The organism is Desulfoluna sp. HI9BLuna (assembly GCF_056829775.1).
This window is the reverse complement of the sequence record NZ_CP186555.1, coordinates 3,054,505-3,079,762: the sequence shown is the minus strand read 5'-3', so window position 1 is coordinate 3,079,762 and position 25,258 is coordinate 3,054,505. Positions and strand designations below refer to the sequence as shown.

16 protein-coding genes are annotated in these 25,258 nt (G+C 56.3%); 13 read left to right on the top strand and 3 right to left on the bottom strand.

The features are described 5' to 3' along the window. Nucleotides 1–433 precede the first annotated feature (433 nt). The 5 genes from aprB (at nucleotide 434) to qmoC (ending at nucleotide 8,123) form a co-directional block, all read left to right on the top strand. Entirely contained in the window at nucleotides 434–871 is a 438-nt protein-coding gene (gene aprB, locus ACOYW0_RS12455) for an adenylyl-sulfate reductase subunit beta (RefSeq protein ID WP_180138576.1), read from the top strand. 69 nt (nucleotides 872–940) lie between these two features. Further along, on the top strand, nucleotides 941–2,920 hold the full coding sequence (gene aprA / locus ACOYW0_RS12450; RefSeq protein ID WP_482418736.1) for an adenylyl-sulfate reductase subunit alpha: 1,980 nt from the start codon (nucleotides 941–943) through the stop codon (nucleotides 2,918–2,920). A 324-nt stretch (nucleotides 2,921–3,244) separates the two neighbouring features. Then, on the top strand, nucleotides 3,245–4,516 hold the full coding sequence (locus ACOYW0_RS12445; RefSeq protein WP_482418735.1) for a CoB--CoM heterodisulfide reductase iron-sulfur subunit A family protein: 1,272 nt from the start codon (nucleotides 3,245–3,247) through the stop codon (nucleotides 4,514–4,516). A gap of 6 nt (nucleotides 4,517–4,522) precedes the next feature. Continuing rightward, nucleotides 4,523–6,847 (top strand): FAD-dependent oxidoreductase, encoded by a 2,325-nt coding sequence (locus ACOYW0_RS12440; protein WP_482418734.1) that lies wholly within the window; start codon nucleotides 4,523–4,525, stop codon nucleotides 6,845–6,847. A 103-nt stretch (nucleotides 6,848–6,950) separates the two neighbouring features. Next, nucleotides 6,951–8,123, top strand: coding sequence for a quinone-interacting membrane-bound oxidoreductase complex subunit QmoC (gene qmoC / locus ACOYW0_RS12435; RefSeq protein WP_482418733.1), 1,173 nt, complete (start codon nucleotides 6,951–6,953; stop codon nucleotides 8,121–8,123). Between the two features lie 707 nt (nucleotides 8,124–8,830). On the opposite strand, the gene sat is transcribed toward qmoC, so the two are convergent. Continuing rightward, complete coding sequence (gene sat, locus ACOYW0_RS12430; RefSeq protein ID WP_482418732.1) at nucleotides 8,831–10,102, bottom strand: sulfate adenylyltransferase; 1,272 nt, start codon at nucleotides 10,100–10,102, stop codon at nucleotides 8,831–8,833. Nucleotides 10,103–10,482: 380 nt separating this feature from the next. Beyond that, nucleotides 10,483–11,925: an FG-GAP-like repeat-containing protein gene (locus ACOYW0_RS12425; RefSeq protein WP_482418731.1), complete on the bottom strand. Its 1,443-nt coding sequence runs from the start codon at nucleotides 11,923–11,925 to the stop codon at nucleotides 10,483–10,485. Nucleotides 11,926–12,460: 535 nt separating this feature from the next. Here ACOYW0_RS12425 and ACOYW0_RS12420 point away from each other — a divergent pair. After that, nucleotides 12,461–13,672 carry a hypothetical protein gene (locus ACOYW0_RS12420; protein WP_482418730.1) on the top strand — a complete coding sequence of 404 codons (1,212 nt, stop codon included), beginning with the start codon at nucleotides 12,461–12,463 and terminating at the stop codon, nucleotides 13,670–13,672. 286 nt (nucleotides 13,673–13,958) lie between these two features. On the opposite strand, the gene gatB is transcribed toward ACOYW0_RS12420, so the two are convergent. Next, complete coding sequence (gene gatB / locus ACOYW0_RS12415) at nucleotides 13,959–15,404, bottom strand: Asp-tRNA(Asn)/Glu-tRNA(Gln) amidotransferase subunit GatB (RefSeq protein WP_482418729.1); 1,446 nt, start codon at nucleotides 15,402–15,404, stop codon at nucleotides 13,959–13,961. A gap of 303 nt (nucleotides 15,405–15,707) precedes the next feature. Between gatB and ACOYW0_RS12410 the strand changes: the two genes are divergently transcribed. The 7 genes from ACOYW0_RS12410 to ACOYW0_RS12380 all read left to right on the top strand — a co-directional run bounded on the left by ACOYW0_RS12410 (nucleotide 15,708) and on the right by ACOYW0_RS12380 (nucleotide 24,915). Beyond that, complete coding sequence (locus ACOYW0_RS12410) at nucleotides 15,708–15,971, top strand: DUF2065 domain-containing protein (RefSeq protein WP_482418728.1); 264 nt, start codon at nucleotides 15,708–15,710, stop codon at nucleotides 15,969–15,971. Between the two features lie 3 nt (nucleotides 15,972–15,974). Then, on the top strand, nucleotides 15,975–17,027 hold the full coding sequence (gene queA / locus ACOYW0_RS12405) for a tRNA preQ1(34) S-adenosylmethionine ribosyltransferase-isomerase QueA (protein WP_482418727.1): 1,053 nt from the start codon (nucleotides 15,975–15,977) through the stop codon (nucleotides 17,025–17,027). 435 nt (nucleotides 17,028–17,462) lie between these two features. Beyond that, nucleotides 17,463–18,590, top strand: a complete 1,128-nt coding sequence (gene tgt, locus ACOYW0_RS12400; RefSeq protein WP_482418726.1) for a tRNA guanosine(34) transglycosylase Tgt — start codon at nucleotides 17,463–17,465, stop codon at nucleotides 18,588–18,590. Nucleotides 18,591–19,208: 618 nt separating this feature from the next. After that, nucleotides 19,209–20,390 (top strand): pyridoxal phosphate-dependent aminotransferase, encoded by a 1,182-nt coding sequence (locus ACOYW0_RS12395; protein WP_482418725.1) that lies wholly within the window; start codon nucleotides 19,209–19,211, stop codon nucleotides 20,388–20,390. Between the two features lie 777 nt (nucleotides 20,391–21,167). Next, entirely contained in the window at nucleotides 21,168–21,404 is a 237-nt protein-coding gene (locus ACOYW0_RS12390) for an OadG family protein (protein ID WP_180138544.1), read from the top strand. 18 nt (nucleotides 21,405–21,422) lie between these two features. Beyond that, complete coding sequence (locus tag ACOYW0_RS12385; RefSeq protein WP_482418724.1) at nucleotides 21,423–23,513, top strand: biotin/lipoyl-containing protein; 2,091 nt, start codon at nucleotides 21,423–21,425, stop codon at nucleotides 23,511–23,513. Between the two features lie 58 nt (nucleotides 23,514–23,571). Beyond that, nucleotides 23,572–24,915: a sodium ion-translocating decarboxylase subunit beta gene (locus tag ACOYW0_RS12380; protein ID WP_482418723.1), complete on the top strand. Its 1,344-nt coding sequence runs from the start codon at nucleotides 23,572–23,574 to the stop codon at nucleotides 24,913–24,915. Nucleotides 24,916–25,258: the final 343 nt, after the last annotated feature.

Here is a 25,258-nt window from a genome sequence, read left to right as displayed (position 1 = left end):
CCCCTCATCCCCGTGCAACGCTTTCCATTTAAAATCCGACAGATACCTATATCTGGTATGAACTACCACTCATTATAGAAGATGTGGAAATACCACGAAAAACACAGTAGATAGCTCTTTTTTCTGGGAATTTCAGCCTCTAAAAATGGTTGACAAGGGTCAGACCCGGTGATACTTTGCAGCTTAATTATTATCATGGGAAGTAGGATTGATAGACACTATCACCTATTAGAATAAAGCAATTTGAGAAGAACATTATATATCGGCGGAGAGGACGAACTCTGCGGATACATAATTTTTTTTATTATCGTAGCCAAGAGGTGTAACACCTCAGGCAACAGTGTCAGTGGCGATACCTCCATTTTGGGAGTTTCGCCAAAAGTTAACGAGGCATTGAACAGGTGATCAATGCCCTATCAGGGAGGTATAGCAAATGCCAAGCTATGTAATCGCTGAAAAATGTGACGGTTGCAAAGGCGGGGAGAAGACAGCATGTATGTACATCTGCCCCAACGACTTGATGGTTCTGGACCCCACTGCCATGAAGGCCTACAACCAGGAGCCCGATCAGTGCTGGGAGTGCTTTTCCTGCGTTAAAATCTGCCCCTCACAGGCCATTGAAGTACGCGGCTACTCCGACTTCGTGCCCATGGGCTCCAGCATCATGCCCATGATGGGCACCGAGGACATCATGTGGACCTGTAAGTTCCGTAACGGTGTCGTCAAACGCTTCAAGTTCCCCATCCGAACCACCGCCGAAGGTTCCGCCAATGCCTACGAAGGCCTCAAAGGCAAAGACCTCAGCTCTGCCCTCCTCTCCACTGAGGAAGCGGACGGCAAGACCCTTGCACAGCCCCTTGAGCTTGCATAAGTCTTTTTGGTCACCACGAAGGTGTTTCTGATTACGATTCAAAAAATTTCTTTTTAGGAGGAAATGACAATGGCATTACCTAACAAGCCTTTGGGAGAACTGAAAGCTGTTCGCGACCCTGAAGTCGTCGAAATGGAAGTGGATATTCTGATTGTTGGCGGCGGCATGGCTGCCTGCGGTACGGCCTTTGAGGTCAAAAAGTGGGCCAGCGACGACACCAAGATCCTTCTCGTTGACAAGGCCGCCATGGAGCGTTCCGGTGCGGTTGCTCAGGGCCTCTCCGCCATCAACACCTACATCGGCGAGAACACCCCCGACGATTACACCCGCATGGTCCGTAACGACCTCATGGGTATCATCCGTGAAGACCTCTCCTTTGACGTAGGCCGCCACGTGGACGACTCCGTTCACCTCTTCGAAGAGTGGGGCCTCCCCATGTGGAAGAAGTCTGCCGACGGCAAGAGCATGGACGGCAAAAAGGGCCTCAAGATGGGCCTCCTTAAAGATGGCGCCACTCCTGTTCGTACCGGTAAGTGGCAGATCATGATCAACGGTGAATCCTACAAGCGTATCGTTGCCGAAGCAGCCAAAAAGGCCCTCGGTGAAGAGAACATCCTTGAGCGTGTTTTCATCGTCGAGCTTCTCAACGACAAAAACGATCCCAAGAAGATCGCCGGCGCCGTTGGTTTCTCCACCCGAGAAAACAAAGTCTACATCATCAAGTGCCAGACCATGATGTGTGCCTGCGGCGGCGCGGTTAACATCTACCAGCCCCGTTCCGTTGGTGAAGGTAAAGGTCGTGCATGGTACCCCGTATGGAACGCAGGTTCTACCTACACCATGTGTCTCCGTGCAGGTGCTGAGCTCTCCATGATGGAAAACCGTTTCACCCCCGCCCGTTTCAAAGACGGTTACGGCCCCGTGGGTGCTTGGTTCCTCCTCTTCAAGGCTCACCTTGAAAACGGTATCGGCGAAAACTACGCCGCCACCGACCGCTCCAAGGAAGAGCTGGCAAACTACGCCCCTTACGGCACCGCAGCCATCACTCCGACCTGTCTGCGTAACCACCTGATGCTCTTCGAGATGAAGGCCGGTCGTGGTCCCATCATCATGAAGACCACCAACGCCCTGCAGAAACTCGGCGAGACCATGGACAAGAAAGAGCTCAAGCACCTCGAGTCCGAAGCTTGGGAAGACTTCCTTGACATGACCTGCGGCCAGGCCAACCTCTGGTGCGCCACCAACACCGAGCCCGAGAAGAAAGACTCCGAGATCATGCCGACCGAACCGTACCTCCTCGGTTCTCACTCCGGTTGCTGCGGTCTCTGGTGCTCCGGTCCCGATGAGGACTGGGTACCCGATTCATACAAGTGGGGCGTCGGCGACAAGGTCTACAACCGTATGACCACCGTTCCCGGCCTCTTCACCGCTGGCGACGGCGTTGGCTGCTCCGGTCACAAGTTCTCTTCCGGTTCTCACTACGAAGGTCGTGTGGCTGCCAAGGGCATGGTTCAGTACATCACTGACAACCCCTTCAAGCCTGAACTGGCCGAGACCAAAGAAGAGCTCGTCGACCTCGTATGGAAGCCCGTCCGTACTTACCTCGACAACAGCGAGTTCACCACTGCGCAGAACGTGAACCCCAACTACTGCAAGCCCGACGGCATGGCCCTTCGTCTCATGAAGGCCACCAACGAGTACGGCGGTGGTACGGCCACTTACTACCAGACCAGCTCCAAGGCCCTCGAAATCCTCATCGACGACCTGCTCAAGATGATGCACGAAGACTGCGAAAAACTCGCAGCCGGCGACCTGCACGAGCTGATGCGCTGCTGGGAAATCTTCCACCGTCTCTACACCGTAGAAGCTCACGTACGGCACATCCAGTTCCGTAAAGAGACCCGTTACCCCGGTTTCTACTACCAGGCAGACTTCCCCGGCCAGGATGATGAAGAGTGGTTCTGCTTCGTTAACTCTGCCTACGACAGGAAGTCCGACGAGTGGACCATGAAGAAAGAGCCTTACCACAGAATCATCCCCATGAAGTAATTCTAAGGGAAGCTGTGATGAAGTAGCTTAAATAAGCCTCCAGATGTCCCTTGCGATGTCTGGAGGCTTTTTTTAATGCCCCGCGCTCTTTCATGGGACTGAATTTATTTTTTTGTTGTAAACACTTTTTCCTTCGCCGAAATGTTGTGTCCAGATTTTTGCGGGCTTCAGCCCTTACGCCGGAGCCCGACGGAATGTGGACACGCACACCAAGGTGACCAAGGAGAAGGTGAACAGCACCATCTTGTCCCCGGAGTTCACAAAAAAGAGTAGCGAATACGATGGTTTCGACAGTTTATAAACATTTATGCATGGAGGGATAGCATGACAATCGACAAAGCAGCCCCTGCTAGTGCAAGCATTTTGGTCGTTGGCGGTGGGATCAGCGGACTGACCACCACCCTCGAAGCCGCTGAAACCGGCCACGAGGTCATCCTGGTTGAAAAAAACGCCTACCTCGGCGGGCGTGTTCTCCAGTTGAACCAGTACTTCCCCAAACTCTGTCCTCCCACCTGCGGGCTTGAAATCAACTTCCGCCGGATCAAGGACAACCCTGCCATTCACGTGCAGACCATGACCGAAGTGGTGAAGGTCGAAGGGACCCCCGGCAACTACGAGGTGACCCTGAAAACCCGCCCCCGCTACGTCAACGACAACTGCACCGGCTGCGGCGCCTGCGCCGAAGCGTGTGAAGGTGAAATCGAAAACGAGCTCAACTTTGGGATGGATCGCACCAAGGCAGCCTACCTGCCCCACCCCATGGCCTTCCCCGCCAAGTACGTCATCAGCGAGTACATCAGCGCCGACGACAAGAAGAAGTGCGAAGAGGCCTGCAAGTACGGAGCCATTGATTTTTCCATGACCGAGACCACCACCACCGTGAAGGTGGCCTCCGTGGTCTGGGCCACCGGATGGAAGCCCTACGACGCCACCCGCATCGACAACCTGGGCTTCGGTCGCCACCAGAACATTATCACCAACATGATGCTGGAGCGCATGGCCTCCTCCACCGGCCCCACCGAAGGGAAGATCGTTCGTCCCTCGGACGATGCAGCCCCGAAATCCGTGGTTTTCGTGCAGTGCGCAGGCTCCAGGGATGAGAACCACCTGCCCTACTGCTCCTACATCTGCTGCATGGCCTCCCTCAAGCACGCCACGTACCTGCGCGAGCAGTACCCCGACTGCGAGGTCACCATCTACTACATCGACCTCCGCGCACCGGGCCAGCGCTACGAAAAATTCTACAACAAGCTCAAGGAAGACGAGAAGGTCTTCTTCGTCAAGGGCAAGGTGGCCGAAGTGGCTGAGGCCGACAACGGCTGCGTCACCGTGGTGGCTGAAAACGCCGTCACCGGCAAAAAAGTGCGCCAGACGGCCGACATGGTTGTCCTGGCCACGGGCATGGAGCCCAGCCTTGCAACAGACAAGCCCCAGGCGGATCTCACCTTCAACGACAACGGCTTCATCATCAACGATTATGACAAGGGCGGCATGTTCGGGTGCGGCTGTGCCAACAAGCCCGCTGACGTTGTCTCTTCCAACCAGAATGCTACAGGTATGGCCCTGAAAGCGATTCAAACCGTAGTAGGGAGGTAAATAACCATGGCAAAAAAATATGGTGTATATATCTGCACAGGTTGTGGAATCGGCGATGTCCTCAATATTGACGAGCTGGCGGGTGTGGCTGAGGACGAGGGCTACACCGTCAAGCGTCACGAATGCCTCTGCGGCAAAGAGGGCCTTGAGATGCTCAACGCCGACGTCAAAGACGGCGTCAACGCACTGTCCATCAACGCCTGCTCTCGCCGGGTCAACTACGACATCTTCAAGTGGGACGACTGCCTGGTGGACCGCGCCAGCATCCGCGAGCAGGTGGTCTGGAGCATGAGCCGCGAGAAGTACCCGGCCAAAGGCCCCGAAGACGACGATTACTTTGTGGACAACATCCAGCTGGCCGCCAACGACTACATGCGCATGAGCCTGGCACGTCTCGAAAAAATCGAGCAGCCCGAGCCCTTCAAGCTTGAGAACCAGAGCAACAAAATCCTGGTTATCGGCGGCGGCATCACCGGTATCAACGCGGCCATCGACGCAGCCAAAACCGGCGCCGATGTCACCATCGTGGAAAAAGAGGCCAAGCTGGGCGGCTGGGCAGCCAAGATGCGCAAGCAGATGCCCCAGGGCGAGCCCTACACCGAGCTCTTGCCTCCGGTCATCGGCGACACCCTCGCCAAGCTTGACGGCTTCTCCAACATCACCGTCAAGACCAGCACGGTGGTGGCCCGTATCGCCGGCCAGCCCGGTGACTTCACCGTGACCCTTAAAAAGCCCGGCGAGAAGATCCCCTTTGACGTGCCCTTCCCCCTTCCCGATGAGATGAAGGTGGACGAGGCCGGCAACGAGCTGGACGCCGAGTCCCTGGCTGAAAAGTACAAAGAGTACAACGAAGGCCGTGAGGACATCCTCCACCTCGACCCCGAAGGGGAAAAATTCGGTGCCGTGATCCTGGCCGCCGGCTGGCGCCCCGCCGAGCTCACCGCCGAGTCATACCCCCACCTCTCCATCGACGATCCGGACGTGATCACCAACGCCCAGTTTGAAGAGATGGCAGCCGCAGGCAAGCTGACTCGCCCCTCTGACGGCAAAGAGGCCAAAAACGTGGTCTTCATCCAGAGCCCCGGTGCCGGCAGCGACCGCGACTTCGAGTACGCCGGTTCCGTTACCAGCCTCGTGGCCCTGAAGCAGGCCAAGTACGTCCGCGAAGACTACGAAGACGGCAAGGCATACATCTTCTACCAGCACATGCGCACCCCCGGTCTTACCGAGGAGTTCTACAAGAGCATGCAGCAGGACAACGGGGTCTTCATGACCAAGGGCGACATCGCCTCCGTTACCAAAGAAGGCAAAGCCTTTACCGTTGAAGCCAACGGCACCCTTTTGGGCGACAGCCTCAAGGTAAAGGCCGACCTCGTGGTCGTGGCCGCCGGCATGGTCCCCGTCACCGTGGACGACGCCGTCATCAACCTGGCCTACCGCCAGGGCCCCGGCTTCCGCGACAACGACATCTTCGACGGGTACGCAGACTCCAACTTCATCTGCTTCCCTTACGAAACCCAGCGCACCGGCATCTACGCCGCCGGCGCCATCCGTCGGGCCCAGACCATGGAAGAGTCCATCGAAGATGCCTCCGGTGCGGCCCTCAAGGCCATCCAGTGCCTTGAGTCCGTCAACCGCGGCGTGGCCGTGCACCCCCGAAGCGGGGACATGACCTTCCCGGACTTCTTCTTCCAGCGCTGTACCCAGTGCAAGCGCTGCACCGAAGAATGCCCCTTCGGCGCCCTGGACGACGACGAGCGCGGGACCCCGAAACCCAACCCCACGCGTTGCCGTCGTTGCGGTACCTGCATGGGTGCCTGCCCCGAGCGTATCATCGGCTTTGCCGATTACAGCATCGACTCCGTGGGCTCCCAGGTCAAGTCCGTCTGGGTTCCCTCCGAGGACGACTACTACGAGCCCCCCATGCGTATCCTGGGCCTGATCTGCGAGAACGACGCCCTGCCCGCCCTGGACATGGCCGCCATGAAGAAGCTCGGCGTTGACGCCCAGATTCGCTTCATCCCGGTTCGTTGTCTGGGTTCCGTCAACGTGGTCTGGATCAAGGACGCCCTCTCCCAGGGTATGGACGGTGTCTTCCTCCTCGGCTGCAAGCACGGGGACGACTACCAGTGCCACTTCGTCAAGGGCTCTGAGCTGGCCGATGTCCGTATGAAGAAGATCGGCGACGCCCTGGCCTCCCTCGCCCTCGAGGAAGAGCGCGTGGCCCAGTTCGAGATCGCCATCGACGAGGCAGACAAGCTGCCTGAAATCGTCAACGGCTTTGTCGAGCAGGTGGTGGCCCTGGGTCCGAACCCCTTCAAGGGCTTCTAAGACCCGGCTCTTATGATGCAATGATCGGAGCCTCCCCTGATGCTTTCGGGGGAGGCCCCTTCAAGCGAGTTTCTAACGCAGAAAACGATGAGGAGGAATTCTCATGTCCGATAAAACCCTTGTGAATCCAAACCTGGAGTTCATTGATGAAGTGGTGGGACTCGGTGGCGACTCCCTGAAGAAGTGTTTTCAGTGTGCAACCTGCGCCGTGGCATGTCCCATCGCCCCCGAAAACTCACCCTTTCCCCGAAAAGAGATGATTGCGGCCTCCTGGGGCCTCAAGGATCGCCTGGTGGGAAGCGCCGACATCTGGCTCTGCCATGCCTGTGGCGACTGCTCTACCCTGTGCCCCCGCGGGGCTCAACCCGGCGACGTGCTCTCGGCCATTCGCTCCTATGCCATTACCGAGTACGCTCAGCCCAAAAAACTGGCCAAAATGGTCACCGACAAGAGCAAGTTCTGGATCCTTACGGCCATTCCGGCTGTCTGGTTCGCCCTCATGGCCATCATCACCATGACCATGGGCGGCACCATGGAGAAGATCTTCGGCTTTTTCGGCGCCCACTGGGTGCACCACACCGACGCCCCCATCGCCCAGGCCCGTTTCATCTCCTCCTGGCTGGTGGACATTACCTTTATCCCCCTGGCCATTGCCGCAATCACCGTCTTCTACCTCGGCCTTAAGCGCATGCTCAACGACATGCACGAAAACGCCCTGGCCGAAGGCAAAACCGACAAGCAGGACCTGGACATCAAGGCATTCCTGAAAACCATCCCCGCCGTGATTCCCAAGATCCTCAAACACACCCAGTTCAACGAGTGCGGAGAGAACAAGGCTCGCGGCACCGCCCACATGATGGTCCTCTACGGATTTGTGGGTTGCTTTATCGCCACCAGCATCGGCTTCTTCCTTCTCTATGTGGTGGGAAGCGCAGGCCCCTACTCTCAGGTCAACCCCCTCAAGTGGTTCGGTAACCTGGGCGGTATCCTCATCGTCCTGGGCGCAGCCTTGATGATCAAAGACCGTCTCGGCAAGAGCGAGACCAGCAACTACAAAGACTGGTACCTCCTCGGCCTGGTCGTTCTCCTGGGCGCCACCGGTCTCCTCACGGAGATGGCCCGCCTGGCAGGCAGCACTTTCGGGACCTACCTGCTGTACTACATCCACCTGATCGCGGTCTTCCACCTCTTTGCGTATGTGCCCTTCTCCAAGCTGGCACACTTTGTTTACCGCATTGTGGGCATGACCTACGCAGAGTATGCAAACCGCCAGTAGTGGCTGAAGCTGCATCTGAATAAAAAAGGAGAGCCGCGCAAAGCGCGGCTCTCCTTTTTTTATTTGCCATGCAGAACAGGGCAGGGATAGCCCCCAAAAGCCATGGCAGACCAAATTCCTTCCAGAGCCGCCGCATCTTCCCGGCAATTTCGGTCTCCAATGCCTACCCACTATCCATAGGGAAACACGAAACGCCTATAATGAGAGTTTCATCATCGCCCCACCCTTCCTATGCCTGAATAAAGATTCATTCCATTTTGAGCCTTTTTGGCATCTTGAGCAGCCCCCCAACACCCATAAAGCCAGACAAGCCCACAGACTCTCTGGACTCTGTATGCACCCACGTTGTGGCATTTAAGGCGGCTCACGCCCATGGTGACGGGTGCCGCACTCCCTCTTCCTCGCCACTTGGTATTCCGTCTATGTTCCAACGAATAGCGATTCAGACGGTGCTTTCTATGGTTCAAGGGAATGGAAAAACAGGCCTCCGGCGGCAAGGTGGGGCACCTTGAAGCTCTGTGGCGAATACATGGAGCAGACACCATGGACATGTTTTCAGGGTATTGGCGTGTGGGTATGGTATGTGTTTCAAACGGAAAAACCCCGGCGGCCCTGACCGGAGCCATAAAAAAAAGGGCGGTGCATCTCTGCACCGCCCTTTGACAAGCAAACCTACTATCTCACCCCGTCAGGAGTGAACACCCATGCTATTTGCCGAGAGCGGCAGCGTGGGTTTTGATCTCAACTTTTTCGGTGAGACTGGCATAGTACTCGCGGAGGATGACGAGAACTTCTTCACGACCGAAGTGATCGGGAATCTCGGTACCTTCGGAGAGGCCTTTACGCAGCATGGTGCCGGAAAGGATAACGCGGTCTTCTTTGCTGTGGGGGCAGGTACGCAGGGAAGCCATGCCGTCGCACTTCTTGCAGTAGAAGGTCCAGTCGATCTTCAGGGGCTCGCAGAGGAGGCGCTTGCCTGCATCTTCGGGCATGGGGATCTTGTCGAAGAGATCCTGGGCTTCGAACATGCCGTAGAAGTCGCCAACACCAGCGTGGTCACGACCGATGATCATCTTGGAGACACCGTAGTTCTGACGGAAAGTGGCGTGGAGGAGGCCTTCACGGGGGCCAGCGTAACGCATGTCAAGGGGATACCCGCCCTGGAGAACGTTCTCTTTGACGAAGTACTTGTCAACGAGGGTGTCGATGCATTTTACGCGTACTTCCGCGGGGATGTCGCCGGGCTTCAGGTTACCAACGAGGGAGTGGATGAACACGCCGTCGCATACCTCGGCAGCAAGCTTGGCCAGGTACTCGTGGGAGCGGTGCATGGGGTTACGGAGCTGCAGGGCAGCAACGGTTTTCCAGCCGCGCTCTTCGAAGATGGCACGGGACTGGGCGGGGGTCAGGTAAACACCCTTGTACTTCTCGGGGTAGTCGCCTTCGGAAAGAACCTTCACGGGACCGGCCAGGTTGAAAGCCTTCTGCTTCATAACCATCTGAACGCCGGGGTGATCATCTTCAGCGATTTTCCAGAACTCTTCTGCAGTGGGGGTGCCTTCACCCATGAAGACCTTCTCGCACTCGTAGCGCTTGTCGGCTTCGGTCATCTCGTATTTTTCGGTGACCTTCATGGTAGCCATGATCTCGCCTTCGGCGGTCACAAGGGCAATCTCTTCGCCGTCGGTGATGGCGTCAGCGTCTTCTTTGGAGGCGTCGAGGGTCACGGGGATGGGCCAGAAGGTCCCGTCAGCCATGAGGAAATCGTCACAAACACCTTTCCAGTCGGCTTTGGTCATGAAACCGGTGAGGGGGCTGAAACCGCCGATGCCCATCATGATGAGGTCGCCTTCGGCGCGGGGGCTGATGGTGATTTTCTTGAGCCCTTCAGCTTTTTTGAGTTCAGCTTCCTTTTCAGCACCTTCGAGAAGGCAAATGGTCAGGCCTTTCCCACCATGGGGAGCAACTAAGTTGGACATGAGCACGTCTCCTTTCATTAAAAAAAATGACTTGGATATAATTCGAATAAATGTTCTTCACATTTACTTCATGTGCGTTATCTCTATTATTAAAGTAGATGAATAGGAAACAAGGCCCGCTTTGTCAAGTTGAATTTAGGACTTTCATCAACACAGATGATGATAGACGTTTTATCACATCCTAAATTTTGCTTTATTTTTCACGGCTTGATTGATTTTTCACCCCATATGGTGCATTTTCAAAACCGCCACACCACCTGTAGAGCCAAAGACCGACATGAAAAAAGATCAAAAAAAAGGCACCGCCCCTTGATGATAAGGAGCGGTGCCGTCTTTTTGATGTCAAATCAGCCTCTACGGACAGATATGTCCCCTTTGAATTACTTCAGGGAAGACAAAACAAAGTAGGAGCGACCTTTCCCTGAAAGACCGGCCTTTTTGTTTAGGACGCCACCGAAAACCTCCAGCTCGCCGTCTCCGTCGATATCTACGATATCAAAGTCGATCAGGAAACCTTTGATGGCTGCCGAGCTTGCAACCGGAACCAGCTCGTAGCCATTCCAGCCCACAACCACCACACGGCCGTTCTTGTAACGTTTCAGGCCCTGGAACAGATGTCCGAGCGAATCCTTGTGCTGAAGAACACCCACCCCTTTAAAATTTCCGTGATCCACGGATTGAACCCGTGAAACCAGATAGCGCCGTTCTTCACGCTCTTTGGACCCTTCGGTCTTGGAGAGAAAAAACCGGGAACCCCCATAATTTTCGTCACTCCGGTACACGCTGGAATGGTCGGAAGCGTTATTCCAGAACCCCAGACGACCACCCTCGGAAAGAAGGTAATACCCGTTGCCATCACCTTTCAACACGGGGGCCGTGTCCCAGCCAAGGACATTGAAAGCCCCATTCATCTCAAGGGGCTGACCCAGTTCAAGCCCCTTTGACCCCAGACTCACCCGGTGTATATCACCCCAGTAATCGATGCCGTCAAGCCTCTGCGCGATACAGACTTTCCCCCCTTCGGGGAGAGTCACCACAGCCGAAAGAAACGGCGCGGGATTGCCCACCTGAACCAGGGTAGTGCCATTATGCCGGAACACCAGGGTAAAGGGATCTTGATTCACAGCATGGACAGCCGAAACAAGGAGCTCGGCTTTCCCGTCTCCGTCAAAATCAAGGGTATCGAGACGGACCGGCTTCAGATAATCGGGGTAACTCACCCGGGCAGACTCAGCAATGGCCTTTTTAGATACGTTGAAAAGAAGCAGGGTTCCCCTTGTAGCGGCCACGGCTTCCACCACCCCGTCTCCGTTCAAGTCCGCAGCAGCCACGCTCTGGACCTCCATGGAAAAAATATCGCTTCGCACGGCATCTTCTTCGGTGGCCCCAGGCGCAGTGGCTGGCGCTTCTTTTTTAACAACAGGCGCAGGCACCGGAGTCGCCTTGGGCGCCTCCACTCCAGCTGTCATTTTACCGGCCACCTCATCGGCCAGCTCGCCCACAAAGCCAATGAGCTCTGATTCGGTGCCGGATCGGGAAAAATGGAAGCCCTTTTGTTCCATGGAGGCACCAAGGTTGGCGGTCCCGCCAAACAGCGTAACGCTAATGGCAAGGGAAGGCCCGTCACACTCTGCGTTAACGGAGACCCCGGCCTCCCCGAGTCGGTTGGCCACCATCTGGGCCACACCGGTTTTCAGGTACCCGCTCGCTTCAGGTCCGTTGTAGGCCACCTCGTCAATGGACAGGCAGGGCTGCGCCCCCATGGCCGTCCCCCCCAGCAGGAGGACCATGGTTGCCACCATACCGGCAACCCGTTTCTTCATGTGGAATCTCATAGACATCCTCTCCCGGCAAATACGCCGTGTTCATACCTATTTTATATAAGGGTGCTTTACATAAGTAGTGTATTGACAATACACAGAAACTTCACTTTTTTTAGACTATCATCATATTCCCGTTGGGTGAAGTTTTTTCTACCCGCAAAACAGGGATACGCCACCAAACTGTTTTTATTGACAATTTCTTCAAACATTACCCTTCCAAAATCGTAAAATTATATTGACATTCCCAATGAAATTTTTTAAAAACTTAATCTTAATTAAGGTAACATAATGGATGTGTTGCTTTATGTTATCCGGTTGCTGCTTGTTGTTACACCCGGAAATCTTCGTATTTTTCTAACGATTTCCAAACAGTATGGTGCTACCTTCCTGCGAAACCGGAGTCATGGTCAACACCGGCAATGCCGCGCATGGAGCCTTGCGATCGGTCTGACGCGCCTTCAGGGACCTGTCCGAAGCTAAGAATGCCAACGCGCCGGGGGACTATTTGAAACCTGAACGATAAGGAGATTTATTAATGTTCAAGAAAGTGTTCGCTGCAATGCTCGCCGGCCTTTTCATCAGCGCTCCTGCCTTCGCAGAAGTGAAGATGGGCGGTTCTTTTTTCATCAAAGGGAACTACATCCAGGATCCCGATAGCGGCAAAGATTACCGCTACTACGAATCTGACCTCGAAATTAAAACCAGCATCATCGTTGACGAAAACACTTCCGTAGACATCACTGCTGAAGCCTTCGACACCAACTGGGATCACAGCACCAACATCAAGGGCGGTGCAGCCGACTCAAAAAGCCAGAACTACTTTGAGATCAGCAAAGCTACCATGACCCACAAGTTCACCACCGGCACCACCTTCATCGGCGGTATCGCTGGCAACCTTGACACTTGGGGTACTCTCTTCGGTGACAGCTCCCAGCGCACGTACTTCATTCAGGCTGATCAGGCTCTCCCCTTTGGTACTCTGACTTTCAAAACAGAAAAAATCGCTGAAGGCGAATTCTCAATCGACGCTGACGATCAGAAGGCTGGCCGACAAGACGATGACGCTGATGTTGATGGCTACCTTGTTGGTCTTACCATGAAAGCTGGTGATTTCACCATCCAGCCTGCTATCTACTATCAGGATGTTCAGTCTGATTGGAAAGATGACCTTGACAACGTTCTCAATGCCGGTACCAAGGTCACCAAAGCTCAGGTTGCCGTAAACGGTAAAGTGGGCGCCATCAACCTCGAATCTGAGTTTGCCTTCGCTTCTTACGATGACGACTCCCTGGCCACCCCCTATGACGGATCCGTATTCGGTCTCTGGCTCGATGCTGGTACCACCGTTGCAGGGCTCGGCGTTAACGCTGGTATCCTCTACTCCAGCACCGACGACAATGTTGCCTACTACGTAGGTGACGAACTCTGCCCCATGGAAGTACTTGGTGATGACATCACCATTGACGGTGTTTCCCTGGCTCGTGTAAAGGTTTCCAAGGCCCTTACAGAGACCGTTTCTGTCGACACCTCTCTGGCTTATGCTATGACCAACTTTGACGATGAATTTAAAGTCGGCAACGCCACCTTCGACAAAGTTTACGAACTTGATGTCAACGCTTACTACAAAGCGTCTGACGCCGTAACCCTCTCTACCGGTATCGCTTACCTTGACGGTGATGACGCCGCTGAAAAGTCTTTCGAAGACGAAGGCGTTTGGGGCTACGTAAAAATGAACGTTGCTTTCTAATTTTAGGAATGCATAGTTCTTAGCCATTAAAAAAGGCCCGCCGTTTTGGCGGGCCTTTTTTTGTTTCCAAGCCTTTTCACAAGCCCGCTGGCACCTCACGCAACGCAGCTCACCGCGCCGCCACTATCCACTTCGCCAAACGCGCTTATACCAAATAGAAAGCCCCTGCTATATATCCACAGCAGAGGCTCAAATAATACAAAACCTATCTATCAAATTTTTTAAAAATTTGGCCCCCGGCAGGGCCGCCGGAGGCTTTTTTTTACACGTTCGATCTTTCAGCCCATCAACCGTTCAGCTTCTCATTCAAAAGCTGATTCACCACCTTGGGGTTGCCCTTGCCCTTGGTGGCTTTCATGACCTGACCCACGAAAAAGCCCATGAGCTTCTTCTTGCCGCCGCGGAAGGCCTCCACCTCTTTGGGGTTGTCGGCCAGGAGCTTGTCCACGATGCCTTCGATCTCAGAGGTGTCGGAGACCTGGGCAAGGCCCTTTTCATCCACAATCACCCTGGCCTCTTTGCCTGTGGCCGCCATCTCGTCAAAGACGGTCTTGGCCATGGTGCCGCTGATGACATCCTCCTGAACAAGGGAGAGGAGCCCTGCCAGCATCTCCGGGGACACGGGCACGTTGCCAAGGTCCATGCCGTCGGTGTGCAGAAGTCCCAGGACGGATCCCATAACCCAGTTGGCAACCATCTTGGCCTGCTTGGGCTTGGAGCCGAAGATGGCCAGGCAGTTGTCGAAATAGGTGGCCAGCTCAATGGACGAGGTGAGGACCTCGGCATCCGCCGCTGGCAGGCTCAGCTCGTCCATGTAGCGCTTCTTCATGGCATCGGGGAGCTCGGGCAGGCTGCCTGCGATCTCATCGTACCAGGCGTCGTCGATGACCACGGGCAGGAGGTCGGGATCCGGGAAGTATCGATAGTCGTGGGCGTCTTCCTTGCTGCGCATGGAGGTGGAGATCTCCTTGTCGGCGTTCCAGAGGCGGGTCTCCTGGATCACCTCGCCGCCGTTATCCAGAATATCGGCCTGACGGTTGATCTCATATCGAATGGCCCGCTCGATGTTCCTGAAGGAGTTTAAGTTTTTCATCTCTGTGCGGGTACCGAACTCTTCTTGGCCCCTGGGCCGCAGGGAGACGTTGGCATCGCAGCGCAGGCTCCCTTCTTCCATGTTGCCGTCGCATACCCCGATGTGGCGCACGAGCTGATGGATTTTTCTGACCAGGGCACCGGCCTCCTGAGCAGAGCGCATATCCGGTTCGGAGACGATCTCGATGAGGGGCACCCCGGCACGGTTGAGGTTCACCAGGCTGATGGGACGCATGGGGTCGTGATTGAGCTTGCCCGCATCGTTTTCCATATGGATCCGCGTGATGCCGATGCGCTTGGTGGAACCGTCTTCCAGATCGATGTCCAGATGACCGTGCTCGGCAATGGGCAGGGCAAACTGGGTGATCTGGTACCCCAGGGGAAGGTCCGGGTAGAAGTAGTTCTTACGGGCAAAACGGTTCACCCGGTTGATGGTGCAGTTGGTTGCCACCCCGGCCTTGGCCGCATAAGCCACTGCGGTTTTGTTGAGCACCGGAAGCACCCCGGGCATGCCGGTACAGACCGGGCAGGTCTGGCTGTTGGGCTCCGCCCCGAAGGCGGTGGAGCACCCGCAAAAGATTTTTGTTTTGGTTTTCAGCTGCGCATGTATTTCAAGGCCAATGACGACTTCATATTCCATATCCGACTCCGCTGCATGGGCGATATCATAACAAAGAACCAGTCCATCAAGCCGACAGACCGGTATGTATATAAAAGGATGGATTATAGAAGATTTCAGGTTTGATGACAAACCCTTATTCATGGTCGAGGGACTTTCCCGACACAACAGATCGTTACGCACCACCAGACTCATCACGGCCCTTCCCATCCCCTCGCCACCAAACACGGATACCAAAAATATACGTTTTGACAAACCCCGATCTCCATACTATAAATACGGGTTTTTCAAACTGTTTTGCGCCGATGTCAAGGTGACCGGCACATGAAACGAACCACACCGGACGGGACAAACCACGAACACCGCTCGTCTCCACCGATGTGTCAAGGCACGGCAGACCATATGAAATATTTTCTTTGCGTTATCGGAATGGTGATGATTGTTGAGGGACTTCCCTGGTTCGGATTCCCGAACAGGGCCCGCCAGATTCTCCTGACCCTGGCCGCCCAACCGGAAAATCGCCTGAGAAGCATGGGGCTGTTCATGATGCTTGGAGGGCTTGCCCTCGTTTATCTGGGGAATATGTAAGAGATGTACCAACTCAGTGATTATCGATTCGACCTTCCGGAAGAACTCATCGCACGCCACCCGGAAAAAAACCGTACCGACTCCAGGCTCCTGCATCTGGAGCGTCACACCGGTTCAAGGCACCACCGACATTTTTCCGATCTCTCGGGCCTCCTTAATAAAGGAGACCTCCTGGTTGTAAACAACACCAGCGTCATCCCCGCCCGGCTCATCGGCCACAAAGAGACCGGCGGCAAGGTGGAGGTGCTGATCCTGGACTACCGGGAAGGCATGGCAGCCATGGACCGCAACGGTGCTTTCTCCTGCCGATGCCTGCTCAAGGCGTCCAAGCGGGTCAAGCCCGAGACGCCCATCCGCTTCGGAGACGGCTTCTCCGCCGTTGTGGAAAGCTTTGACCAGGGCATTTACCGCCTCCGGTTTGCGTGTGACGGCGACTTTGACCGCCTCCTTGAGACCCACGGCAACATGCCCCTGCCCCCGTACATCAAACGGGACGCGGACGCCTTCGACAAAAAGACCTACCAGACGGTCTACGCCAAAAACCGCGGGGCTGTGGCCGCCCCCACCGCAGGGCTCCACTTTACGGGGGACCTCATGGAGACCCTGAAAACCAAGGGCGTGGAGATCGCCGAGCTCACCCTCCACGTGGGATACGGTACCTTCGAGCCCGTGCGAGTGGACGACATCCGGGATCACGCCATCCACACTGAATGGTACGAGGTCTCCGAAGCCACCGCAGCCGCCATAAACAACGCCAAAGCCGAAGGCCGCCGGGTCATCGCTGTGGGCACCACCTCGGTGCGCACCCTGGAGTTCGCCACCGCCGATGACGGCACCCTTGCACCCGGGGCCGGCCCCTGCGACATCTTCATCTACCCCGGCTACCAGTTCAAATGCGTGGACGCCATGGTCACCAACTTCCACACCCCGGAGTCGACCCTTCTCATGCTCGTCTCCGCCTTTGCCGGAAGAGACACCATCTTCACCGCCTACGAAGAAGCCGTCAGACTGAAATACCGCTTCTTCAGCTATGGCGATGCGATGTTTATTGACTAAAGCGGACCGAAAAAGCATGCCTCCGGCGGCGAGGGTGGCGAAGCCACTGTAGCGAAAACACCTCGAAAGCTGATTGCCCTTGCTCTTTGTCTCTCGTTCCTCGAGCCAAAGAGCAAGGGCCTACGGCTCGGGCTTCGCCCGATACAAACGTTATCGGTTAATGCAAGCAGCGTCACAAGCCTCGAAGTAACAGAATACGTTATCGTAACGTGAGCAGTATCCTCGTTAGCCGTAAAAGCGTTTCGACTTCAAGCAACCTCTTTCAGGCAAGCGCCGGAGGCAACCGTCATATAAAAACAGCCTGTTGTTCTACACGGGCGAAGCCCGTCAGCGAATGTGACAACCTGAGGAACGAAGGTTGGAGCATTCGCAAACCTGGGGTACAGGGGCTTTAGCTCCTGCCCGCCGGAGGCAGCTTTTACATAAAGGAAAACCATGAGACTTACGTATACCAAAGAAGCTCAGTCCACAGAGTGTCGGGCACGGGCAGCCACCATCAAGACGCGTCGGGGCGAGATCAAGACCCCCATTTTCATGCCTGTGGGCACGGTGGGGTCGGTTAAGGCCGTGTCGGTTGAGGACCTTGAAGAAGCCGGCGCCCAGATCATCCTCGGCAACACCTACCATCTTTATTTAAGGCCCGGCACCGATGTGCTGGACGTTTTTGGCGGGCTCCATGATTTCATGAAATGGAAGCACCCCATTTTAACGGACAGCGGGGGGTTTCAGTTCTTTTCCCTGGCCAAGCTCACCAAGCGGACGGAAGAGGGGGTCTCGTTTCAGTCCCACATCGACGGGTCCCGGCACCTCTTCACCCCGGAAAAATCCATTGAGGTGCAGAACCACATCGACTCGGACATCATGATGTGCCTGGACGAGTGCACGCCCTACCCGTCGGACCACAAGGCCACCAAAGAGTCCATGGAGCTCACCACCCGATGGGCCCAGCGCTGCTATGATTTCTGGCAGCAGGAGACCGACCTGCGCAACAACGCCTTCGGCATTGTCCAGGGCGGCATGTACAAGGACCTGCGCACGGCGTCTGTGGAGCAGATCTGCGGCATCGATTTTCCCGGATACTCCATCGGCGGCCTCTCCGTGGGCGAGCCCAAGGATCTGATGATGGAGATGGGCGAGCACACCCTGGCCCAGATGCCGGACCTGAAGCCCCGCTACATCATGGGCGTGGGCACCCCCTCAGACATCGTGGAGCTGGTCATGATGGGCGCCGACATGTTCGACTGCGTCATGCCCAGCCGGAATGCACGAAACGGCAAACTCTTCACCTCCGAAGGGGCCCTCAACATCGCCAACCAGCGGTATCAGAAAGATGAAAAACCCCTGGACCCGGTGTGCACCTGCTACACCTGCCGAAACTACTCCAGGGCCTACCTGCGCCACCTCTACAAATCCAAGGAGCTCCTGGCCTACCGCCTCAACACCATCCACAACCTTCATTATTATATGAACCTCGTGGGGGAAATCAGGCAAGCCATCCTCGAAGACCGCTTCATGGCCTGGCGCAAAGGCTTCTACGCCGCCATGGAGGGCGGGATTCAGTAGTGAAACAAAAACGTGCCTCCGGCGGCAAGGTGGAGGCACCTTGAAACCCTATGGCAAATGCTCCGGGACTCGTTCCTCGCCCCTTCACATTTGCTGACGGGCTCCGCCCGTTGCTTACGGAAAAGGGTGACCAACCTCCGGCATAGAAGCGGAGTCCGCCCTTTTCACGAGGGTGCCAGAAACATCAACCAACTGTAGGGTGCGCTTGCGCACCATTGACGGACCTTGTGATCGCAATACGGCTTCAGAGCTTCCAAGGTTTGCGATGCATGAAGCTTCATTAGCCCAACCCATCAAAGGGTTTCCCAACAACATGCGGTGCGCAAGCGCACCCTCCCCGATGAGGCTTAAGCAACGCCGGTTCTCCCCCCGTTTTCTCAGTCCCCTTCCTTCGTATGCATAAATTTCTTTGATTTTTTTCCACATCCTGTGAAATAAAAGTGATTCACACCGATCTCATCAAACGTTTCGTTTCGTTTGGTTTGCAGCAGCCGTATCGGTTCCCAGGTAAAAACATGGACGCCGCGACGATACCGCCTGCCAGGACACACCGCAGGCTTCGTGGCTGATATGCGTTCTTTTCATTCACCACAAGAGATAGACGGACCGGAGGATTTCATGACCATTTCGACCAAGATCAAGGGTGCCATCGAAAAATCATCATTTATCCGCAAAATGTTTGAGGAAGGAGCCCGCCTCAAAGCAGAGCACGGCGCGGACAAGGTGTACGACTTCAGCCTCGGCAACCCCTACCTCGCCCCCCCGGCTGAGTTCAAAGAGAGCCTCATGAAGGTGGCGGCCTCTTCCGGTGAAGGCATCCACTCCTACATGCCCAACACCGGCTACCCCTTTGTGCGCGAGGCCGTGGCCGGGTTTGTTTCCGAGCAGCAGGGGGTCACCCTGGATGAAAACGACATTGTCATGACCTGCGGCGCGGCCGGCGCTCTCAACGTGGTTCTCAAGACCCTCCTTGATCCCGGCGACGAGGTGATTTGCCCGGCGCCCTACTTTGTGGAGTACAATTTCTACGCCGACAACCACGGGGGCGTTGTAAAGACCGTTCAGACCAACCCGGATTTCACCCTGGACCTGTCCGCCATCGAAGAGGCGGTCTCTGAAAAGACCAAGGCCATCCTCATCAACACCCCCAACAACCCCACCGGCCAGGTGTACGACAAAGCGAGCCTTGATGCCCTGGGAGACCTTCTGGCCCGCAAGAGCCAGGACATCGGCCATCCCATCGTCCTCATCTCCGACGAACCCTACCGGAAGATCACCTACGCCGGCATCACCGTGCCCTCCATCATGACCAGCTACCCCAACAGCGTGGTGGTGACCTCCTACTCCAAGGACATCTCCATCCCCGGAGAGCGCATCGGCTACATTGCCATCCACCCCGACTTCGAGGGCAAGGGCCTCTTTCTGGGCGGCCTGGCCCTGTGCAACCGTATCCTGGGGTATGTCAACGCTCCGGCCATCATGCAGCGGGTCATCGCCGACATCCAGGGGGTCAACGTGGACATGACGCCTTACGAAAAAAACCGGGAGCTTCTGGTGGACGGCCTCACCGAGGCCGGGTATGAATTCACCGCCCCCAAAGGGGCTTTTTACCTCTTTCCCAAGTCCCCCATCGAAAACGACGTGGAGTTTGCGCGGGAACTCCAGGAGGAACTGATCCTCGTGGTACCGGGCAGCGGATTCGCAGGGCCCGGACATTTCCGTATCTCTTTCTGCGTGGACGCGAAAACTATCACCGGGGCTCTCCCGGGATTTGCCAGGGTGATGAAAAAATACAAGTAGTTACTCGCAGAGGAAAACCGCGATAAACTCCGTTCACATTCCTTTCAGAGGTTACCCGGCGGAAAGATGTTTTTTCATCTGCATCTTTCCGCCGGATTTTTACCCGTCCCCAGCCAGACACCTTCGAACCACACGAAATGAAAGCCAATCAGCGCATCCTCCGTAGGGTGACCCTATACCGCAGGCCCTCACCACAAACCCGTCCCCTTCCGCCCCCAATATTCATGAATTCCACTGCTTGCCAAGTTCCCCGCCCCATCGCCTCCTGTCAATACCAAGGTATCATCCTACAATAGCTCGTATTTTTTACTTGACATTGTCGCCCAAATATACAAAATTGTTCGATTCTAGTAATATACTTTCAGTGCCTACATGGCCAATACCTCGATCTGAACGACACATTTAACGTACGTCTGACGACAAAAAAGGAATTGGGAGCCGTCTCAAGGTGACACGTGTCACCCCAAGGGAGTACTGCCCCCTAAGGGTCCATTGCCTGCCGATTTTTCGGGGGTTTGACCTGCCTTTACCGATATTGAAGATTGATGCGCGAATGCCCCCTGCCCGATGGGATACGGGCAGGTGCCGTTCGGCATACATGGATGCCGTGGCAACACGGGATCATCATGAGAAAAGATGCTTTCGCACCGGGCGTGGCTTTATTGCCTGCCGCGGGATGTATCGACCGCACCGTCGACCCCGCACATTCACCCTGTGAACCCACACGTGAAACGCCTCCGGTCAAAGACATCGATTATTATGTGGAGGGGATAGAGTATGATAGTTGAAGGTCTGGGATTGATGGTTGCAGGCATGGGGGTGGTCTTCGCGTTTCTGACCCTCCTGGTCTACGCAATGAAAATCTCGGCAAAGGTGTTAGAGCGATTTACCGATGCCGAAGTGACGGGTGGACCTTTGGAAAAACCAAAAACCGCAGTGTTTCAAAAGGCTGGAGATGACCTGACTGAAATCGCGGTGGCCATTGCGGCTGTAAAAGCCTGCGCGCGCAGCTAACGAAAGGGATAGAAGATTATGGCTAAGAAATTAGTTCGTTTCATGAACACAGCGTTTCGTGATGGTTTTCAGTCGGTCTACGGAGCGCGAGTATTTACTGACGATTTTATGCCTGCCGTTGAAGCGGCAGCCGCAGCGGGCTGCAACTACTTTGAAGCAGGCGGCGGCGCGCGGTTTCAGGCACTCTACTTTTACAGCAACGAGTGCGCCTTTGATATGATGGACAGGTTCCGCGCGGCCGCTGGCCCCGACGCAGACCTGCAGACTCTGGCGCGAGGCATCAACGTGGTGGCCCTGGACTCTCAGCCCAAGGACATGATCAAGCTGCACGCCGAAATGTTCAAGAAGCACGGCATCTCCACCATCCGTAACTTCGATGCCTTGAACGACGTCAACAACCTGATCTACAGCGGTCAGTGTATCGCCGAAGCAGGCCTCAACCATCAGGTGGTCATCTCCATGATGGCCCTGCCTCCGGGCTGTACCGGCGCCCACGACGCCGATTTCTACGTCGACATGCTCAAGCAGATCATGGATGCGGACATTCCGTACCACTCCATCTGCTTCAAGGATGCCTCCGGCACCAGCTTCCCGTCAACGGTCTACGAGACCATCAAGCGGGCCAAGGAGATCATTCCGGCGGACATTCCTGTTCAGTTCCACACCCACGACACCGCCGGTATCGGTGTCATCGGGTACAAGGCCGCCCTGGACGCGGGCGTGGACGTCATCGACCTCTCCATGGCTCCCTGCTCCGGCGGTACCTGCCAGCCCGACATCATGACCATGTGGCACGCCCTGCGCGGCACCGAGTACGAGCTGGACTGCGACATCGACAAAATCCGTGAGGCCGAGGAAGTCTTCAAAGAGTGCATGAAGGACTACTTCCTGCCCCCCGAAGCCAAGGCTGTCGAGCCCATCATTCCCTGGTCTCCCATGCCCGGCGGTGCCCTCACCGCCAACTCCCAGATGATGCGTGACAACAACATCATGGACCGCTTCCCCGAGATCATCGAAGCCATGGACGAAGTGGTTCGCCTGGGCGGTTTCGGTACCTCCGTAACCCCCGTGAGCCAGTTCTACTTCCAGCAGGCCTTCAACAACGTCATGATGGGCAAGTGGAAGAAGATCGCCGAAGGTTACGGCAAAATGGTCCTCGGCTACTTCGGCAAGACCCCCGTGCCCCCCGATGCCGAAATCATCAAGATCGCCTCCGAGCAGCTGGGCCTTGAGCCCACCACCCGCAGCCCCCTCGACATCAACGAGGAGGATCCCAACAAGGGCATCCCGTCTGCCAAGAAGAAGCTCGAAGACAACGGCCTGCCCACCACCGATGAGAACATCTTCATCGCGGGCGCTTGTGGCGACAAGGGCATCAACTACCTCCTCGGCAAAGCCACCATCGGCGTTCGCAAGAACGTGGCCGAAGCACCCAAGGCCGAAGCCAAGGCAGCCCCGGACGGCTACACCGTCACCGTGGGCGGCAGCACCTACGCCGTGAAAATCGACGGCAACACCGCCGTGGTCAACGGAAAAGCATACAACGTCAATGTGGCCGAAGGCCTCGCCGCCGCTCCTGCCGCCGCAGCCGCCCCCGCGGCTCCCGGCGTGAAAGAAGCGGTCAAGGCCCAGATGCCCGGTGCCGTGGTTCGCATCTCCGCAGCCAAGGGCGCCCAGGTCAAGGCCGGCGACACCCTGCTCGTCCAGGAAGCCATGAAAATGGAAGTGGAGGTGAAAGCCCCCGTGGACGGTACCGTGGCCGATATCCTCGTGGCCACCGGTGACCAGGTGAACGCCGATCAGGTCCTCATCCAGATCGAAACCGCCGGCGCTCCCGTCGCAGCCGCAGCACCTGCTGCAGCGGCCGCCCCTGCACCTGCCGCCCCCGCCGGGGCCGGAGAAGAGGTGAAGGCGCAGATGCCCGGCGCCGTGATCAAGGTCCTGGTTGGAAACGGCAGCGCCGTGAAGGCAGGAGACACGCTTCTCGTTCAGGAAGCCATGAAGATGGAAGTGGAGGTCAAGGCCCCCGTTGACGGCACCGTCACCAGCGTGGCTGTTTCCGCGGGCGATCAGGTGGCATCCGGCCAGAGCCTGGTCACCATTGCTTAAGGTGATTCTCCATCGCACTCTTTATGCCTTCAAACGACTGAACGGACAGGATAGGACCATGACTCGATACATGAGATTGACACATAAAATCTCCACCAAGCCCCTGGCAATTGTGGCAGCCCTTGTCGCTCTCTGCCTCTTCAGCGGGGTCTCCATGGCAAGTGCCGCCAGCGCGCCAGCGCCGGCTCCCGCCGCGGACGCCTCCATGGGGAAAGTGGAAAAGCTCTGGAAAAGCACCGGACTCAATGCCTTTGTCAACGGTGTCAAAGAAATCTTTGCAGAGAAAACCATCGACAACCACCAGCTGATCCCCCTGGGCATCGGCCAGCTCATCATGATTGCCGTAGGCTGCATCCTGATCTGGCTGGCCATCAAAAAAGGGTTTGAACCCCTGCTTTTGATCCCCATCGGCTTCGGCGGCATTCTTGCCAACATTCCGGTGGCGGGTATTGCCGGGCCCGAAGGGTTCCTCGGCCTCATTTACGGCTTCGGGATCAAGACAGGGCTCTTTCCCCTGCTGATCTTCATGGGCGTGGGAGCCATGACCGACTTCGGCCCCCTCATCGCCAACCCAAAGACAGCCCTTTTGGGGGCAGCCGCCCAGTTCGGCATCTTCACCACCCTCATCGGCGCCCTGGTGCTGAGCCAGGTGGTTCCCGGCATCGACTTCTCCCTGCAGGACGCCGCCGCCATCGGTATCATCGGAGGCGCGGACGGCCCCACGGCCATCTTCCTTGCGGGACGGCTATCGCCGGACCTGCTGGGTGCCATTGCCGTTGCGGCTTACTCCTACATGGCCCTGGTGCCCATCATTCAGCCGCCCATCATGAAGGCCTTCACCTCCAAGGAGGAGCGAGGCATCGAGATGAAGCAGCTTCGCCACGTCAACAAGGTGGAAAAGATTGTCTTCCCCTTGATGGTCTTGGGCATCTGTATCCTGCTCCTGCCGGATGCAACGCCCCTGATCGGTATGCTGATGTTCGGCAACCTGCTTAAAGAATGCGGCGTGGTGGAGCGTCTCTCCAAGACCGCCGCCAACGAGCTGATCAACATCGTCACCATCCTGCTGGGCATCTCCGTGGGCTCCAAGCTGGCTGCGGAGAAATTCCTGCAGCTTGAAACCCTGGGGATCCTCCTCCTCGGTCTCGTGGCCTTTGCCATCGGTACCGCGGCAGGTGTTCTCCTGGCGAAGCTGATGAACCGCATGAGCAAAGAGAAAATCAACCCCCTCATCGGCGCTGCCGGTGTCTCCGCCGTTCCCATGGCAGCACGCGTGGTCAACGGTGTGGGTGTTGAAGAGAACCCCCACAACTTCCTGCTGATGCACGCCATGGGCCCCAACGTGGCCGGCGTCATCGGTTCGGCGGTTGCCGCAGGTGTTCTCCTGGCCCTCTGCGGGTAAGCAGCACCTGATCCGGTCAACGGATCTCGACATAAGAAAATCCCAAAGCCCCGTTCCTCCGGAACGGGGCTTTTTTTATGCCAAAAACGCTTCGTAACTATTCATCTTGCCTTCTATGGGTAATGTGAGTGGAAAAAATGATTCTCCGGTGTCGAGGTGAGCCACCTCGACAGCTGATTGCCCTCGGGCTTCGCCCGGCATAAACGCTGATGATTGTGCGGACTGGCTCACAAGCTTCGAAGCCACTGAGTACGTTGTCGCGACCGGCCTGTTGCCGATTTAACCGCACCGACTCCGGCGGGTCGCTTTTTGAATAAAAGCTCCGTAAAAGCGTTCCGGTTCA

Excerpts from the sequence above, each read along its gene's own strand:
- aprB (WP_180138576.1), top strand. The coding sequence starts at position 434 with ATGCCAAGCTATGTAATCGCTGAAAAATGTGACGGTTGCAAAGGCGGG.
- ACOYW0_RS12390 (WP_180138544.1), top strand. The coding sequence starts at position 21,168 with ATGATAGTTGAAGGTCTGGGATTGATGGTTGCAGGCATGGGGGTGGTC.
- ACOYW0_RS12385 (WP_482418724.1), top strand. The coding sequence starts at position 21,423 with ATGGCTAAGAAATTAGTTCGTTTCATGAACACAGCGTTTCGTGATGGT.
- ACOYW0_RS12425 (WP_482418731.1), bottom strand. The coding sequence starts at position 11,925 with ATGAAGAAACGGGTTGCCGGTATGGTGGCAACCATGGTCCTCCTGCTG.
- ACOYW0_RS12395 (WP_482418725.1), top strand. The coding sequence starts at position 19,209 with ATGACCATTTCGACCAAGATCAAGGGTGCCATCGAAAAATCATCATTT.
- sat (WP_482418732.1), bottom strand. The coding sequence starts at position 10,102 with ATGTCCAACTTAGTTGCTCCCCATGGTGGGAAAGGCCTGACCATTTGC.
- ACOYW0_RS12380 (WP_482418723.1), top strand. The coding sequence starts at position 23,572 with ATGACTCGATACATGAGATTGACACATAAAATCTCCACCAAGCCCCTG.
- ACOYW0_RS12420 (WP_482418730.1), top strand. The coding sequence starts at position 12,461 with ATGTTCAAGAAAGTGTTCGCTGCAATGCTCGCCGGCCTTTTCATCAGC.
- ACOYW0_RS12410 (WP_482418728.1), top strand. The coding sequence starts at position 15,708 with ATGAAACGAACCACACCGGACGGGACAAACCACGAACACCGCTCGTCT.
- qmoC (WP_482418733.1), top strand. The coding sequence starts at position 6,951 with ATGTCCGATAAAACCCTTGTGAATCCAAACCTGGAGTTCATTGATGAA.
- tgt (WP_482418726.1), top strand. The coding sequence starts at position 17,463 with ATGAGACTTACGTATACCAAAGAAGCTCAGTCCACAGAGTGTCGGGCA.
- aprA (WP_482418736.1), top strand. The coding sequence starts at position 941 with ATGGCATTACCTAACAAGCCTTTGGGAGAACTGAAAGCTGTTCGCGAC.
- gatB (WP_482418729.1), bottom strand. The coding sequence starts at position 15,404 with ATGGAATATGAAGTCGTCATTGGCCTTGAAATACATGCGCAGCTGAAA.
- ACOYW0_RS12440 (WP_482418734.1), top strand. The coding sequence starts at position 4,523 with ATGGCAAAAAAATATGGTGTATATATCTGCACAGGTTGTGGAATCGGC.
- ACOYW0_RS12445 (WP_482418735.1), top strand. The coding sequence starts at position 3,245 with ATGACAATCGACAAAGCAGCCCCTGCTAGTGCAAGCATTTTGGTCGTT.
- queA (WP_482418727.1), top strand. The coding sequence starts at position 15,975 with ATGTACCAACTCAGTGATTATCGATTCGACCTTCCGGAAGAACTCATC.